Below are 13,454 nucleotides of genomic sequence, written 5' to 3' on the forward strand. Positions count from 1 at the left end.
GGTCCGGCTCAGCCGGAAGGGCCATGCCCGAGTTTCATCAGCCGTCAATTGTCGCAGGGGGGAATCATGCAAAACTTCGATCTGGTCAACGTCCTCATCATCGTCCTGGCTGCCGTCGCACTGATCGCCGGCGCCGTGCTGCACAAACGCGCCTTGAAGAAGGCGCTGATCGAGGCCGACAAGTTGCCGGTACGCGGATTGCGTCGTTATCGTCAGCAGTGAGCTGTGAGCAATCGCAATAAGGAATAAGCAATGGCGCGGTAGCTGCTCAAGGCAGCCCCGCGCCATTCTGCTTGCCGGGTGTCAGTCGCTCAGTATGACCACTGCAGCTGAGGCGACCGTCCAACAGCGCTGACTCAAACCGGCCCGCCTCACCCCACTCACCTCACCTCGCCCGCTTCGCCGCAATCGCATTGCCCGCGCGGCTGACCGACCTGCGTCCCAGGTGTTGCGAGATGAACTGTCCCGCATCGACCACCGCATCCAGGTCCACCCCCGTCTCTATCCCCAGCCCGTTCATCATGTACAGCACATCCTCGGTGGCGACATTGCCGGTTGCGCCCTTGGCGTAGGGGCAGCCGCCCAGGCCGGCCACGGAGGCGTGGTAGATGCTGATGCCGACCTGCAGGCTGGCGTAGATGTTGGCCAGCGCCTGTCCGTAGGTATCGTGGAAGTGGCCGGAGAGTCCTTCGATGTGGAACTCGCGGATCGCCGTTTCCATCACCGGACGTACCTTGTCCGGTGTGGCCACGCCGATGGTGTCGGCAATGTCGATCTCGTCACAGCCCAGTTCGCGGAAGCGCCGGACGACATCGGCCACCGCCTCCAGCGGGACCTCGCCCTGGTACGGGCAGCCGAAGGCGCAACTGACCGCCGCACGCAGGCGCTTGCGATGGGCCTTGGCGGCCTTGGCGACTTCGGCAAAACGGTCGATGGATTCGGCGATGGAGCAGTTGATGTTCTTCTGCGAAAACGCTTCCGAGGCCGCGCCAAAGATCACCACCTCATCCACGCCCGCTTCCAGCGCAGCTTCGAAACCCTTCATGTTGGGCACCAGCGCCGAATAGACCACGCCCGGCTTGCGCGTGATGCCGTGCATGACCTCGGTCGAGGTCGCCATCTGCGGCACCCATTTGGGCGAGACGAAGGAGGCCGCTTCCACATTCGGGAAACCCGCCGCCGTGAGACGGTCGACCAGTTCGATCTTGATCGCGGCGGAAATGGTTTCCTTCTCGTTCTGCAGACCGTCGCGGGGTCCTACTTCGACGATCTTCACTTTCTTGGGCAGGTTCATCTGGCTTGTCTCCGTTGGCTGTGTTCTTGGGAATTCTTGTTCTGGTCTGGTTCAGTTGGAATCAGGCTGCGGTCGGCGCGGCATCCAGTCGCACGTCGCTGACGGCGCCGCCGGTCATTTCCTGCAGTTGGGCGGCGGTGAGGTTGAAGACGGCATGCGGGTGGCCGGCGGCGGCCCAGACGCTGTCGTAGTTGAACAGGTCGCGGTCGATCAGCATCACCGGCTTGACGACGTGGCCGACCGGGCAGACGCCACCGATGGCGTAGCCGGTGTTGTCGCGCACGAAGCGGGCATCGGCCTTGCCCAGTGGGCCGACCAGGGCGGTCACCTTGGCTTCGTCGACGCGGTTGGCGCCGCTGGCGATGACCAGCACCGGTGCATCGTCGGCCACACGGCGAAAGATGATGGACTTGGCGATCTCGGCCACGCTGCAACCGACGGCGGCGGCGGCTTCAGCCGAGGTGCGGCCGGTCGAGGGCAGCATCACGACCGGTTTGTCATGCCCCATGCCGGCCAGCAGGTCGGCGACGCGTTGGGCGGAGGAGGGCAGGGGTGCGGCGGTGTCGTTCATGGGTCGGATCGGATCAAACGCGGTAGGTAGATGGAGCGGGAAATGATAACAGCATGGCCGCCACGCTTCAGGCTGCCGCGGCGGTCAGCGTGCTTACCGGTCCAGCAGGAACACGCCGTCGCTGTGCGCCGCGCCGGCCCTTTCCAGTTGCGCCACGCACCAGCGCGACAGGGCGACGTCGTCCATCTGCAGGAAGCGTTCATTGGTGATGCGCAGCAAGGGAATGTCGCGCATCATCGCCGGCAACTGCTCCAGCGGGATGCGGCCACGTTCCAGCAGCAAGAACTTGACCAATACCTTGATGCCGTTATGGGCGTTGCGCAAGGGATCGGCCTGCAGGTAGTCCAGCCGCGAGAAGGCCTTGTCCAGGGCGTCGTCGATGTCCTGGAAGGGGGCGCCATGACCGGGGATGACGGTACGCACGTCGAGCGTGCGGATCAGCTCCAGCGTGGCGCGCGCTTCCTCGAATCCGGATTCGCCATCCAGCTCGGGAAAGATGATGCCGAAGCCATTGCGCCACAAGGCATCGGCCGAGATCAGCACGCCTTCCTGCGCGCAGTAGAACAGCAGCGCATGCGGATCATGTCCGGGAGCGGCCAGCGCCTGCCAGTCCAGGTCGCCCATGCGCAACACGTCGCCACTGGCGATGGTCTGCGACGCAGTGAAACGCGGGCAGCGCTGGCCAGTGGCGCGGTAGCTGAGGGCGTCCTCGTCCCAGTGGCGCACCTTGTCCGCTTCGGCGGCGGGGATGGCGATGCGGCAGCCATGGACTTGCTGCAGGGCGGCATTGCCACCGCAGTGATCGGAGTGCAGATGGGTGTTGACCAGCAGGCCCAGCCCGTCCCGACCGCGCTGGGCCAGCACGTGCCGTACCAGCATCAGGGTCTGTTCGGCATGGCTGACGTAGCCGCTGTCGATCATCGCCACTTCGTCGCGGCCAAACAGCAGCACGTTGTTGGAGGACAGCCAGCCCCGCTCCAGCACATGGATGGAGGGGGCCACGCGCAGTGCGGGGGCATTCATGGCAAGCTATTCGGCGCGCTCAGGCGGCCTTGAATTCCAGCAACTGCGCGCCCTCGGCCACCTGGTCGCCAACCGCATAGAGCAGGTCCTCGACCACACCGGCGGCGGGCGCGGCGATGGTGTGCTCCATCTTCATGGCTTCCATGATGAGCAGGGGCGCACCCTGGGCCACGCTGGCGCCCTTCTGTACCAGCAGGGCGACGATCTTGCCGGGCATGGGGGCGGTCAGGCGGCCGCCCTCGGCTTCGCTGTGGCCGGCGTGGGCCATGGGGTCGAGATGGCGCAGGCTGCGCTGTCCCTGGCCATCGAAGATGTGCAGCCATTCGCCTTCTCGCTGGACCTCGGCGCGCAGCGTGCGGCCATCCAGCGAGACCAGTAGGCCGTTCTGGTCGCTGGGGTCGAAGGCCAGCGTATGCGTGCTGCCGTCGGCAAGCAGCGTCCAGTGCCGGCCGTCGCCGGCGTAGTCCAGTTGCACCGTCGTCGGTCCGGCTTCGTCCTCGAAGTCCAGGCTGCGCAGCAGGCGGGTGTTGAGTCGCCAGCCGCTGGTGTGTGCCCAGGGGTCAGTGTCGCTGCTCGCCTGGTGCTCCTGCTGCAGGATGGCGGCGGTGGCCAGCGCCAGGGTGTCGATACCGGGCCGCGCGGGTGCCGGGAACAGGCTGTCGCGATGACGTTCGATCAGGCCGGTATCGAGGTCGGCAGTGGCGAAGGCCTGACCGGCAATCAGGCGCTGCAGGAAGCCGATATTGGTGGCCAGCCCCACCACCTGGTACTGCGCCAGCGCACGCGCCATGTTGCGCAGGGCGGCGTCGCGGTCGGCGCCCCAGACGATGAGCTTGGCGATCATGGGGTCGTAGAAGGGCGAGATGGCATCGCCCTCGCGCACGCCGGAATCGATGCGTACCGGCGCCGGCTGCCCGGCACCATTCTCGCCCAGGCGGAACTCCACCGCCGCGGCGCTGCGCATGCGGGTGAGGGTACCGATGGAGGGCAGGAAGCCCTTCTCGGGATTCTCCGCATAGATGCGGGCTTCGATGGCGTGGCCGTTGATGCGCAGTGCATCCTGCTTCAGCGGCAGCGCCTTGCCTGCGGCTACGCGCAGTTGCCATTCCACCAGATCGAGGCCGGTGATCATTTCGGTGACGGGATGCTCCACCTGCAGCCGGGTATTCATTTCCATGAAATAGAAACTGCCATCCTGGCCGCTGCTGTAGTCGGCGATGAATTCCACCGTGCCGGCACCGACATAGCCGACGGCGCGGGCCGCGGCCACCGCCGCTTCGCCCATGGCAGCGCGGCGGCCGCAGCTCATGCCGGGGGCCGGGGCTTCTTCCAGGACCTTCTGGTGACGGCGCTGCACGGAGCAGTCGCGTTCGAACAGATAGACGCAGTTCCCCTGGCCGTCGGCGAAGACCTGGATTTCGATGTGGCGTGGCCGGGTCAGGTATTTTTCGACCAGCACGCGGTCGTCGCCGAAGCTGGAGATCGCCTCGCGCTTGCAGGAGGCCAGCGCGGCCTCGAAGTCTTCCGAACGCTCGACCACGCGCATGCCCTTGCCACCGCCCCCGGCGCTGGCCTTGAGCAGCACCGGGTAACCGATGCGGTCGGCCTCGCCACGCAGGAAATCGCTCTCCTGGCGCTCGCCGTGGTAGCCCGGTACCAGTGGCACGGCAGCGGTTTCCATCAGCGCCTTGGCGGCCGATTTGGAGCCCATGGCGCGGATCGCAGAGGCCGGTGGGCCGATGAAGACCAGCCCGGCGTCGGCGCAGGCCTGGGCGAACTCGGCGTTCTCGGAGAGGAAGCCGTAGCCCGGATGGATCGCCTGGGCCCCGGTGGCCAGGGCGGCAGCGATGATCTTGTCGCCGCAGAGATAGCTTTCCTTGGCCGGCGCCGGTCCCAGGCGCACGCTCTGGTCGCAGGCCTGGATGTGCTTGGCGCGCGCGTCGGCGTCGGAATAGACGGCCACCGTGACGATGCCCAGGCGACGTGCGGTAGCCGCCACGCGGCAGGCGATTTCGCCGCGATTGGCGATCAGGATCTTGTTGAACATGGTGTCTCCTCGGTGGCGTGGCTCAGATGCGGAAGACGCCGAATCGGGTCTCTTCGATGGGGGCGTTGAGCGCCGCCGACAGGCCCAGCGCCAGCACCTGGCGGGTATCGGCGGGGTCGATCACGCCGTCGTCCCACAGTCGCGCCGAAGCGTAGTAGGGATGGCCCTGGCTTTCGTACTGGGCGCGGATGGGTTCCTTGAAGGCGGCTTCTTCCTCGGCGCTCCAGCTGCCGCCGCGGGCTTCGATGCCGTCGCGCTTGACGGTGGCCAGCACGCTGGCGGCCTGTTCACCGCCCATCACCGAGATGCGTGCATTGGGCCACATCCACAGGAAGCGCGGCGAGAAGGCGCGGCCGCACATGCCGTAGTTGCCCGCGCCGAAACTGCCACCGATGATGACGGTCAGCTTGGGGACCTTGGCAGTGGAGACGGCGGTGACCATTTTTGCACCGTGGCGGGCGATACCCTCGTTCTCGTACTTCTTGCCGACCATGAAGCCGGTGATGTTCTGCAGGAAGATCAGCGGGATCTTGCGCTGGCAGCACAGTTCGATGAAGTGGGTGCCCTTTTCGGCGGCCTCCGAGAAGAGGATGCCGTTGTTGGCGATGATGCCCACCGGCATGCCATGCAGGTGCGCGAATCCGCACACCAGGGTGGTGCCGTAGCGGGCCTTGAATTCATCGAACGCGCTGGCATCGACGATGCGGGCGATGACCTCGCGCACGTCGAAGGGCTTGCGGGTATCGGTGGGGATGACGCCATACAGTTCCTGGGCCGGGTAGCGCGGTTCCACGCTCTCGCGCAGGGCCAGTTGCTGTGGCTTGCGGCGGTTGAGATGGCCGACGATATTGCGGGCGATCGCCAGGGCATGGGTATCGTCCTGGGCCAGGTGATCGGCCACGCCCGACAGGCGTGTATGGACGTCGCCGCCACCCAGCTCCTCGGCGCTGACCACCTCGCCGGTAGCGGCCTTCACCAGCGGCGGGCCGGCCAGGAAGATGGTGGCCTGGTCCTTGACGATGATGGATTCGTCGCTCATGGCCGGGACATAGGCGCCGCCGGCAGTGCAGGATCCCATCACCACGGCGATCTGGGCAATACCCTTGGCCGACAGGTTGGCCTGATTGAAGAAGATGCGGCCGAAGTGGTCGCGGTCCGGGAAGACCTCATCCTGGTTGGGCAGGTTGGCGCCGCCGCTGTCGACCAGATAGATGCAGGGCAGGTGGTTGAATTCGGCGATCTCTTGCGCGCGCAGGTGCTTCTTGGCCGTCATCGGGTAGTAGGTACCGCCCTTGACGGTGGCGTCGTTGCAGACGATCACGCATTCCTGGCCGGCCACGCGGCCGATGCCGGTGATGATGCCGGCCGAGGGCGCGGCATCCTTGAGGTTGCCGTCGCGATCCTTCTCGCGGTACATGCCGTAGGCGGCCAGTTGCGACAACTCCAGGAAGGGCGTGCCGGGGTCCAGCAGCATCTGCACGCGCTCGCGCGGCAGCAGCTTGCCACGGGCCAGGTGTTTTTCGCGGGCCGCCTGGCCGCCACCTTCGGCGATGGCCGCGACCTTCTGGCGCAGGTCGTCCACGATGCGCTGCATGGCGTCGCGGTTGTGCTGGAATTCCTCGCTGCGCGGGTTGAGCTTGCTTTCAATCTGCGGCATGGTGGTCTCTCGTCTCTCTGTTTTAGTTTCTTGTTGTGGCGCCGTGGTGCAGAAAGCGTCAGCCTTCGGGGAAGCTGCCGTCCACGTAGTACCAGCGCATCTGTCCCTCGCCATCGGGCTGATGCACGAAGTTGCTGATCTCGTGCAGGCGGTGGGCCTTGCCCCCGACCTTGAAGCGCGCCACGAATTCGACCGTGGCGGCATCGCTGCCGGCAGCGTGCTGGTGCTTCTTGATCTCCAGGCCGATCCACTTGACGTCGGTCTCGCTGGTGAGCTCTTCGTCCGGCAGTGTCTCGGGGAACCAGGTGGCGCGCAGGTAGGCTTCGTCGCGCAGGGCATAGGCGCTATAGCGCGAGCGCATCAGCAACTCGGCCGTGGCCGGCACCTGGCCGCCGGTGATGAAGCGGCCACAGCATTTGTCGAAGCTGGGCTGGCCGCAGGGGCAGGGGCCAGCCTTGTCTTTCTTGTTGCTCATCAGATCTTTCCGTTTTTCAGCAGGGCTTCCAGTTGGGCGAAGCGGTCGAAGCCCCAGAATTGTTCGCCATCGGCAATCACGAAGGGGGAGCCGAACACACCGGCCTTGCCGGCCGCCTCGGTGGCCTGGCGCAGTTGGTCCTTCAGTTCGGGAGAGCTCAAGGCGGCCTCCAGCGCGGCGCGGTCGAGGCCCAGGTCGGCGGCGATGCGCAGCACGTTGTCGGTGACGCTGATGTCGATGTCTTCGGTGAAGTAGGCGCTGTAGAGGGTCTTGATCAACTCGACCGCCTTGGCTGGCTGCGTCTGCTGCACCCACAGCGTGGCGCGGGCGGCGACCTGGCTGCCGATCGGGAAGTTGCTGGGGGCCTTGTAGAAGATGTTGTGGAAGCGGGCGGTGCGCTCCATGTCATGGCGCGAATACTCGCCCTTGACCGGGATGTTGACCAGCGAGTTGGTGCCCAGGGTCTTGAAGATGGGGCCCAGCAGGATCGGGTGCCAGCTGACGGCGCGACCGTAGCGCGCGGCCAGCTTGTCGATCTCGACGGCACCGAAGTAGCCGTAGGGGGAGCTGAAGTCGAAGTAGAAATCGATGGATGTGCTCATGATGTTCCGTGCGGTTGAAGAGGGGGAGCCGGCAATTACAGCGTGTCGGCAAACAGTTCGCGGCCGATCAGCATGCGCCGGATTTCGCTGGTGCCGGCGCCGATCTCGTAGAGCTTGGCGTCGCGCCACAGGCGGCCGACCGGATATTCGTTGATGTAGCCGTTGCCGCCCAGCGACTGGATCGCCTCGCCGGCCATCCAGGTGGCCTTCTCGGCGCTGTAGAGGATGGCACCAGCGGCGTCCTTGCGCAGTGCGCGCACCTTGTCGGCACTGTCGGCGCGGTCGCAGGCCTGGCCCACGGCATAGACATAGGCCTTGCAGGCCATCATGGTGGAATACATGTCGGCCAGCTTGCCCTGCATCAGCTGGAATTCGCCGATGGCCTGGCCGAATTGCTTGCGGTCGTGGACATATGGCACCACCACGTCCATGCAGGCCTGCATGATGCCCAGCGGGCCACCGGAGAGCACGCTGCGCTCGAAATCCAGGCCCGACATCAGGACGTTGACGCCACGGCCGATGCCGCCCAGGATGTTTTCTTCCGGCACCTCGCAATCCTGGAACACCAGCTCGCCCGTGTGCGAGCCGCGCATGCCCAGCTTGTCCAGCTTCTGCGCCACCGAGAATCCCTTGTAGCCTTTTTCGACCAGGAAGGCGGTCATGCCACGGGCACCGGCATCCAGATCGGTCTTGGCATAGACCACCAGCACGTCGGCGTCGGGGCCGTTGGTGATCCACATCTTGCTGCCGTTGAGCACGTAGCGGTCGCCCTTCTTGTCGGCGCGCAGTTTCATGCTCACCACGTCGGAACCGGCATTGGGTTCGGACATGGCCAGGGCGCCGATGTAGTCACCGGAGATCAGTTTGGGCAGGTATTTGCGCTTCTGTTCTTCGTTGCCGTTGCGCTTGATCTGGTTCACGCACAGGTTGGAGTGCGCGCCATAGGACAGGCCCACCGAGGCCGAGGCCCGCGAGATTTCTTCCATGGCGATGATGTGGGCCAGGTAACCCAGGCCGGCGCCGCCGTATTCCTCCGAGACGGTGATGCCCAGCACGCCGAGCTCGCCCAGCTTCTTCCACAGGTCCATGGGGAACTGGTCGCTGCGGTCGATCTCGGCCGCGCGCGGGGCGATCTCGCTGTGCGCGAAGGCGGCCACTGCTTCACGCAGGGCGGCGATGTCTTCTCCGTGGTCGAAACTCAGGCCGGGCAGGTGGATCATGGGTGTCTCCTCGTTGGGTAATTTGTTCTGGTGTTCCGGAGGGGGCGTTCCGGTTGACGTTAACGGCAGATGAATCCGGTTTGCAGGGGCTCAGGCGGCCACGGCCTTGCGTCTGGTCCTGGTGCTACTGCTCCTTGATTTACCCTCGACCAGCAGTTGCCGGCATTCCTCTTCGTGGGCGGCAATCTCGGAGAGGGTCAGTTCCAGGTCTTCGCGCTGCTGCTCCAGCTTTTCGCGATGTTGCTGCAGCAGGCCCAGGAAACGCTGCAATTGCGGCTGCGTATCCTTGGGCGATTCATACATGTCGATCAGGTCCTTGATCTCGGAAAGCGTGAAGCCGAGCCGCTTGCCGCGCAGCGTCAGCTTCAGGCGCGTGCGTTCGCGCGCCGGATAGACGCGATGCCGTCCCCCCACGCCTTCGCGCTTGGGATTGAGGATGCCGTGGTCTTCGTAGAACCGGATCGCACGTGGCGTGATCGCGAATTCTTCTGCCAGTTCGGTGATGGTATAGGTGGGCATAAAGACGTGGACGCTGATGGACTTGGGGCTCGAAGGAGTCGGATCGGCCTGGTCTGGCACTTTACGTTAACGTAAAGTATATTGTGCCCTGTCGTCCAGCGGAAATTGCAGCTTGCGCTAGACTGGCGGTCTTTCGTTGTCGCTGGAGCAATGTCCGGCGTCGTTCCTGTCCACGTTCCCGGCCCGGCTCATTGATGAATGCACTTGAATCCCAGCTCGACTACGCCTTCGGCGATACCCTGCCCGACATTGGCCGCACCATGCAGGTCGCGCCCGGTGTGCGCTGGCTGCGCATGGGGCTGCCCTTTGCGCTGAACCACATCAATCTCTGGCTGCTGGAAGACGAGGTGGACACACCGCAGGGCCGGCAGCGCGGCTGGACCGTGGTCGATTGCGGCATCGCCACCGAGGAGACGCGCCAGGCCTGGGAAACCATCTTCGCCGAGGAACTCGATGGCCTGCCCATCGTGCGGGTGCTGGTTACGCATTGCCATCCCGATCACGTGGGCCTGGCCGACTGGCTGTGCCAGCGCTGGCAGGTGCCGCTGTGGATGAGCACCGGCGATTACGCCTTTGCGCGTGTGATGTCGGCGGCCCTGCCGGGTGCCGAGGGGACGGCGGCGACGCCGCATTTCCAGCGCCACGGGCTGGCCGATCCCGAAACAGTCGCCCTGTTGCAGGGGCGCAATAACTATTATCAGGACCTGGTACCGACGGTGCCGCGTGCCTACCACCGGATGCAGGATGGCCAGGCGGTGCGCGTCGACGGGCGTGACTGGGAGGTCATCACCGGGTTTGGTCATGCGCCGGAGCATGTGTCCCTGTACTGCCGTGCGTTGAACGTGCTGATCTCGGGTGACATGGTCTTGCCGCGTATTTCCACCAATGTCTCGGTGTTTGCCATCGAGCCGGAGAGCAACCCGGTGCAGCAGTACTTGGATTCGCTGAAGAAGTACGCGCACCTGCCGGCCGATGCGCTGGTGCTGCCTTCGCATGGCAAGCCTTTCCGCGGCCTGCACACGCGCATCGAACAGTTGAACGATCACCACCGCCTGCGTCTGGCCGAGGTGCTGGAAGCCTGCACCACGCCGCAGACGGGGGTGGATATCCTGCCGGTGATGTTCAAGCGCCCGCTGGATACGCACCAGTTGTCCTTCGCGCTGGGCGAGGCGGTGGCGCATCTGCACAAGCTCTGGTACGACGGCGCCCTGAAGCGCGTGCTGGGCGAGGACGGGGTGTACCGTTTCGTGGCGGCCTGATCAGTGCCATGGCTTGATGCGCAGGGCGCATCAATGCAAAACGCCGGCCGGGGTTGCCCCTGGCCGGCGTTTTGATTTTGTGCTGCAGATGACCAGCAGGCTTAGCCCGCCTTCTTCTTCATCTCGCGTTCTTCCTTCTGCAGCTTGGTCTTGATGCGGTTGCGCTTCAACGGCGAGAGGTATTCGACGAAGACCTTGCCCTTGAGGTGGTCCATCTCGTGCTGGATGCAGACTGCCAGCAGGTCGTCGGCATCGACCTCGAAAGCCTTGCCGTCGGCGTCGAAGGCGCGCACCTTCACGCGTGCCGGGCGTTCCACGCCATCGTAGATGCCGGGCACCGACAGGCAGCCTTCATCGTAGACGCGCTTTTCATCGCTGGCCCACAGGATTTCGGGATTGATGAAGACCTGCAGGTTCTTGCCCTCATCGGACACATCGATCACCACCACCTGTTCATGCACGTCGACCTGAGTCGCGGCCAGGCCCACGCCGGGGGCGGCATACATGGTCTCGGCCATGTCGGCCACCAGTTGCTTGATGCGCGCATCGAAGACGGTCACGGGCTGGGCGATCTTGTGCAGGCGCGGATCGGGATAACGGAGGATGTTGAGCTGGGCCATACGTGGTTCTCGGCAATCTTGGAGTTCGGTCCCGGTGGACCTGGATAGTCCGGACCTCGACATTTTGCGAGGCTCCGGGGGATTCGTTTCGGGAATTGTTATTTAAATGTGGCCAGAGCGCGACGCTTCAAGCGCGGCCGCAGCACAATCGTGGGCTTGGTCGCCAGCGCCTGTGCATTGTTGCCCGGTGGCCACCGTGGTGTTCCCGATCAAGATGAAAAGTGTATCACAGCCCGCTCCCCGTTCGCCGCAAGCCCGCGCCGCACGGCGTTGAGCGCGGCACGGTCAATTATGCAAAACAATTTCCCTTTTAATGAGGCGCAGGCCGATTCCGACCACCTCCAGGCCTGGCTGCGACTGGCTTTTGCCGACGGCATCGGGCCGGTGGCGGCACGGCGCCTGCTGGCTGTTTTCGGCCTGCCCGGCCAGATCTGGCAGGCGGATTTTTCCGCACTGTGCGCCGTACTGCCGCCCCGGCAGGCGGCGACCTTGCTGGCACCACCCTCGGGCCGGCAGCGCGAGCGCATGGAGGCCACGCTGGAGTGGTTGCAGTTGCCTGGACGGGCGATCATCACGCTGGCCGATGCCGCCTATCCGGCCAGTCTGCTCAACATTGCCGACCCACCCTTGTTGCTCTACGTACGCGGCAATGCGGGGCTGCTGTGCGCGCCGGCGCTGGCGGTGGTCGGCAGCCGGCATGCCACGACGCAAGGGCGCGAGCACGCGATGCGCTTTTCCGAGGAGCTCAGCCATGCCGGGCTGACCGTCGTCTCCGGACTGGCGCTGGGCATCGATGCGGCCGCGCATGAGGGCGGTCTGCGGGGTGCCGGATCGACGGTGGCGGTGATCGGGACCGGCTGCGATATCGACTATCCGCCGCGCAATCGGGATCTGGCCGAACGCATCGCACAGGGCGGCTGCATCGTCAGCGAATATGCGCTGGGCACGCCACCGCTGTCGGCCAATTTCCCCAGACGCAACCGGGTGATTTCGGGGTTGGCCCAGGCAGTGCTGGTGGTGGAGGCGGCAGCCCGCTCCGGCTCGCTGATCACGGCGCGCATGGCGGCCGAGCAGGGGCGCGATGTGTTCGCCATTCCCGGCTCCATCCACGCGCCGTTGTCCAAGGGCTGTCACCAGCTCATCCGCCAGGGGGCCAAGTTGGTGGAGACGACGCAGGACATTCTCGAAGAATTGCCACAGCGGCAAGCCGTTGCCGGTACTGCGCCGACAGTGGTGGCATCGGCACTTGTCGCGGCCGGGGCGATGGACGATGTCGATCCGGCAAGTCTGCAGGTCATCCGCGCCATGGGACATGATCCGGTCGATGTCGACACCCTGGCGCAGCGCTGCGGTCTGGATGCAGCGGCACTGGCAGCAATCTTGCTAGGACTGGAACTGCAGGGCCGCGTAGAAGTGTTACCTGGCGCACATTACCGGTGCGTAGCATGAAGAAATTAATCCCCGCGCTGCCGCAATTCCTGCCATACTGGACTTGGCTGACTTGTACATTCATAACCTTCGCGATAGAGTACGAACATGTTTGATGTCCTCGTTTACCTGTACGAAACCTACTATCGCCCTGATGCCTGCCCCGAACCGGAGGCCCTGGTCAAGAAGTTGTCCGCGATCGGTTTCGAAGAAGATGAAATTTCCCAGGCACTCGGATGGCTGACTGATCTTGAAGTCGCCAATCACGAATTCGCCGACAACTATCCCCGCCAGACCGCCTTCTCTTTCGGTACCCGTATCTACGCGCGCCAGGAAAGTGACGTGCTCGGCGTGGAAGCCATTGGCTTCATCCAGTTCCTGGAATCGGCCAAGATGCTGGACCCGATGCAACGCGAGATCGTCATCGAACGTGCACTGGCCGCTGGTGAAGCACCCATCACACTGGAAAAGCTCAAGGTGATCGTGCTGATGGTGTTGTGGAGCCAGGGCAAGGAGCCGGACGGCCTGATGTTCGAGGAGCTGTTCCTCGACGAGGACGACACCGAACCGCGCCTGTTGCACTGAGGCAGCTGCGGCGGCTTGCCAGCCTGATCTTGCAGCGGCTGCACGGTTGCCATGCTGACAGTGGGCTGACGATAGACATAGCTTATTGCTTCATCCCAAGCTGGATATGCATGAAACTCTGAGACGGCAAGCCCTTGTGCTTGCCGTTTCGTTT

At 64.6% G+C, this 13,454-nt stretch carries 14 protein-coding genes; 4 read left to right on the forward strand and 10 right to left on the reverse strand.

From position 1 onward, the window contains the following. Positions 1–66: 66 nt before the first annotated feature. Positions 67–222, forward strand: a complete 156-nt coding sequence (locus tag ACEOAC_RS01570) for a hypothetical protein (RefSeq protein WP_166757989.1) — start codon at positions 67–69, stop codon at positions 220–222. Positions 223–385: 163 nt separating this feature from the next. On the opposite strand, the gene ACEOAC_RS01575 is transcribed toward ACEOAC_RS01570, so the two are convergent. The 9 genes from ACEOAC_RS01575 to ACEOAC_RS01615 form a co-directional block, all read right to left on the reverse strand. Next, the gene (locus tag ACEOAC_RS01575) at positions 386–1,294 is read right to left on the reverse strand and encodes a hydroxymethylglutaryl-CoA lyase (protein WP_241812933.1); all 909 of its coding nucleotides are present in this window, start codon (positions 1,292–1,294) and stop codon (positions 386–388) included. Positions 1,295–1,355: 61 nt separating this feature from the next. Then, positions 1,356–1,865: a YbaK/EbsC family protein gene (locus ACEOAC_RS01580; RefSeq protein ID WP_006464595.1), complete on the reverse strand. Its 510-nt coding sequence runs from the start codon at positions 1,863–1,865 to the stop codon at positions 1,356–1,358. Positions 1,866–1,958: 93 nt separating this feature from the next. Continuing rightward, positions 1,959–2,888, reverse strand: a complete 930-nt coding sequence (locus ACEOAC_RS01585) for an MBL fold metallo-hydrolase (protein ID WP_413445136.1) — start codon at positions 2,886–2,888, stop codon at positions 1,959–1,961. Positions 2,889–2,907: 19 nt separating this feature from the next. After that, complete coding sequence (locus ACEOAC_RS01590; RefSeq protein WP_413628648.1) at positions 2,908–4,935, reverse strand: acetyl/propionyl/methylcrotonyl-CoA carboxylase subunit alpha; 2,028 nt, start codon at positions 4,933–4,935, stop codon at positions 2,908–2,910. A 22-nt stretch (positions 4,936–4,957) separates the two neighbouring features. Further along, positions 4,958–6,592 (reverse strand): carboxyl transferase domain-containing protein, encoded by a 1,635-nt coding sequence (locus ACEOAC_RS01595; RefSeq protein ID WP_077234817.1) that lies wholly within the window; start codon positions 6,590–6,592, stop codon positions 4,958–4,960. Positions 6,593–6,650: 58 nt separating this feature from the next. Next, positions 6,651–7,067, reverse strand: coding sequence for a YchJ family protein (locus ACEOAC_RS01600; RefSeq protein WP_413444201.1), 417 nt, complete (start codon positions 7,065–7,067; stop codon positions 6,651–6,653). Further along, positions 7,067–7,669, reverse strand: a complete 603-nt coding sequence (locus ACEOAC_RS01605; protein WP_413444202.1) for a 2-hydroxychromene-2-carboxylate isomerase — start codon at positions 7,667–7,669, stop codon at positions 7,067–7,069. The genes ACEOAC_RS01600 and ACEOAC_RS01605 overlap by 1 nt, the downstream gene beginning before the upstream one ends. A gap of 35 nt (positions 7,670–7,704) precedes the next feature. Then, on the reverse strand, positions 7,705–8,889 hold the full coding sequence (locus ACEOAC_RS01610) for an isovaleryl-CoA dehydrogenase (RefSeq protein ID WP_006464589.1): 1,185 nt from the start codon (positions 8,887–8,889) through the stop codon (positions 7,705–7,707). 90 nt (positions 8,890–8,979) lie between these two features. Continuing rightward, positions 8,980–9,408 carry a MerR family transcriptional regulator gene (locus ACEOAC_RS01615; protein ID WP_077234820.1) on the reverse strand — a complete coding sequence of 143 codons (429 nt, stop codon included), beginning with the start codon at positions 9,406–9,408 and terminating at the stop codon, positions 8,980–8,982. 194 nt (positions 9,409–9,602) lie between these two features. Here ACEOAC_RS01615 and ACEOAC_RS01620 point away from each other — a divergent pair, with 194 nt between their 5' ends. Beyond that, on the forward strand, positions 9,603–10,667 hold the full coding sequence (locus tag ACEOAC_RS01620) for an MBL fold metallo-hydrolase (RefSeq protein ID WP_413444203.1): 1,065 nt from the start codon (positions 9,603–9,605) through the stop codon (positions 10,665–10,667). A gap of 101 nt (positions 10,668–10,768) precedes the next feature. On the opposite strand, the gene def is transcribed toward ACEOAC_RS01620, so the two are convergent. Then, positions 10,769–11,287, reverse strand: a complete 519-nt coding sequence (gene def / locus ACEOAC_RS01625) for a peptide deformylase (RefSeq protein WP_077234822.1) — start codon at positions 11,285–11,287, stop codon at positions 10,769–10,771. A gap of 291 nt (positions 11,288–11,578) precedes the next feature. Here def and dprA point away from each other — a divergent pair, with 291 nt between their 5' ends. Together dprA and ACEOAC_RS01635 are read left to right on the forward strand one after the other, a co-directional pair. Then, entirely contained in the window at positions 11,579–12,736 is a 1,158-nt protein-coding gene (gene dprA, locus ACEOAC_RS01630) for a DNA-processing protein DprA (protein ID WP_413444204.1), read from the forward strand. Between the two features lie 87 nt (positions 12,737–12,823). Continuing rightward, on the forward strand, positions 12,824–13,300 hold the full coding sequence (locus tag ACEOAC_RS01635; RefSeq protein ID WP_006464584.1) for a DUF494 family protein: 477 nt from the start codon (positions 12,824–12,826) through the stop codon (positions 13,298–13,300). Positions 13,301–13,454: the final 154 nt, after the last annotated feature.

This window comes from Herbaspirillum frisingense (assembly GCF_047325095.1).
GTDB classification, from domain to species: Bacteria; Pseudomonadota; Gammaproteobacteria; order Burkholderiales; family Burkholderiaceae_D; genus Herbaspirillum; species Herbaspirillum frisingense.

Excerpts from the sequence above, each read along its gene's own strand:
- ACEOAC_RS01605 (WP_413444202.1), bottom strand. The coding sequence starts at position 7,669 with ATGAGCACATCCATCGATTTCTACTTCGACTTCAGCTCCCCCTACGGC.
- ACEOAC_RS01610 (WP_006464589.1), bottom strand. The coding sequence starts at position 8,889 with ATGATCCACCTGCCCGGCCTGAGTTTCGACCACGGAGAAGACATCGCC.
- ACEOAC_RS01590 (WP_413628648.1), bottom strand. The coding sequence starts at position 4,935 with ATGTTCAACAAGATCCTGATCGCCAATCGCGGCGAAATCGCCTGCCGC.
- ACEOAC_RS01575 (WP_241812933.1), bottom strand. The coding sequence starts at position 1,294 with ATGAACCTGCCCAAGAAAGTGAAGATCGTCGAAGTAGGACCCCGCGAC.
- ACEOAC_RS01595 (WP_077234817.1), bottom strand. The coding sequence starts at position 6,592 with ATGCCGCAGATTGAAAGCAAGCTCAACCCGCGCAGCGAGGAATTCCAG.
- def (WP_077234822.1), bottom strand. The coding sequence starts at position 11,287 with ATGGCCCAGCTCAACATCCTCCGTTATCCCGATCCGCGCCTGCACAAG.
- ACEOAC_RS01620 (WP_413444203.1), top strand. The coding sequence starts at position 9,603 with ATGAATGCACTTGAATCCCAGCTCGACTACGCCTTCGGCGATACCCTG.
- ACEOAC_RS01570 (WP_166757989.1), top strand. The coding sequence starts at position 67 with ATGCAAAACTTCGATCTGGTCAACGTCCTCATCATCGTCCTGGCTGCC.
- ACEOAC_RS01585 (WP_413445136.1), bottom strand. The coding sequence starts at position 2,888 with ATGAATGCCCCCGCACTGCGCGTGGCCCCCTCCATCCATGTGCTGGAG.
- ACEOAC_RS01635 (WP_006464584.1), top strand. The coding sequence starts at position 12,824 with ATGTTTGATGTCCTCGTTTACCTGTACGAAACCTACTATCGCCCTGAT.
- ACEOAC_RS01615 (WP_077234820.1), bottom strand. The coding sequence starts at position 9,408 with ATGCCCACCTATACCATCACCGAACTGGCAGAAGAATTCGCGATCACG.
- ACEOAC_RS01600 (WP_413444201.1), bottom strand. The coding sequence starts at position 7,067 with ATGAGCAACAAGAAAGACAAGGCTGGCCCCTGCCCCTGCGGCCAGCCC.
- dprA (WP_413444204.1), top strand. The coding sequence starts at position 11,579 with ATGCAAAACAATTTCCCTTTTAATGAGGCGCAGGCCGATTCCGACCAC.
- ACEOAC_RS01580 (WP_006464595.1), bottom strand. The coding sequence starts at position 1,865 with ATGAACGACACCGCCGCACCCCTGCCCTCCTCCGCCCAACGCGTCGCC.